Source organism: Pantoea sp. UBA5923 (assembly GCF_002431095.1).
Classification (GTDB): Bacteria; Pseudomonadota; Gammaproteobacteria; order Enterobacterales; family Enterobacteriaceae; genus Pantoea; species Pantoea piersonii.
Genome location: NZ_DJDN01000068.1, coordinates 3,438 through 4,002, shown reverse-complemented (window position 1 = coordinate 4,002; position 565 = coordinate 3,438). Strand labels below are relative to the sequence as shown.

The 565-nt window shown below is 62.8% G+C and carries 1 pseudogene; it reads left to right on the top strand.

The window, feature by feature from the left end:
• Positions 1-62: 62 nt before the first annotated feature.
• Positions 63-565 (top strand): annotated as a pseudogene (locus B3797_RS16020) (cysteine/glutathione ABC transporter ATP-binding protein/permease CydC); the annotation flags it as partial.

Here is a 565-nt window from a genome sequence, read left to right as displayed (position 1 = left end):
CTGCTCGCCGAACCTGGCCCGTTTAGTCAGATGGTCTCGCATCGTCAGAGGGAGATTTGCTGATGTCCGCACTGCGTCCTTTCCTGCGCCTGTTTTTGCGTCACCCTTACCGACTGTCGCTGGGCGTGCTGCTCGCTATCGTTACGCTGCTCGCCAGTATCGGCCTGCTGGCGCTCTCAGGCTGGTTTCTGGCCGCCTCCTCGCTGGCGGGTATCGCCGGGCTTTACAGCTTTAACTATATGCTACCGGCTGCAGGCGTACGCGGCGCGGCTATCACGCGCACTGCCGCCCGCTATTTTGAGCGGCTGGTTAGCCATGACGCGACCTTCCGCGTTCTGCAGCACCTGCGCGTCTTTACCTTCAGCCGCCTTATTGCGCTGGCACCGGGCCAGCTGGCGGCGTTCCGTCAGGGCGATCTGCTCAACCGTTTTGTTGGCGACGTTGATATGCTCGACCACCTCTATCTGCGGGTGATCGCACCGCTGGCAGGCGCATTCGTGGTGATTGTGGTGGTGACGCTGGGCATCAGCCTGGTGGATGCGCGGCTGGCGCTGGTGCTGGGCGG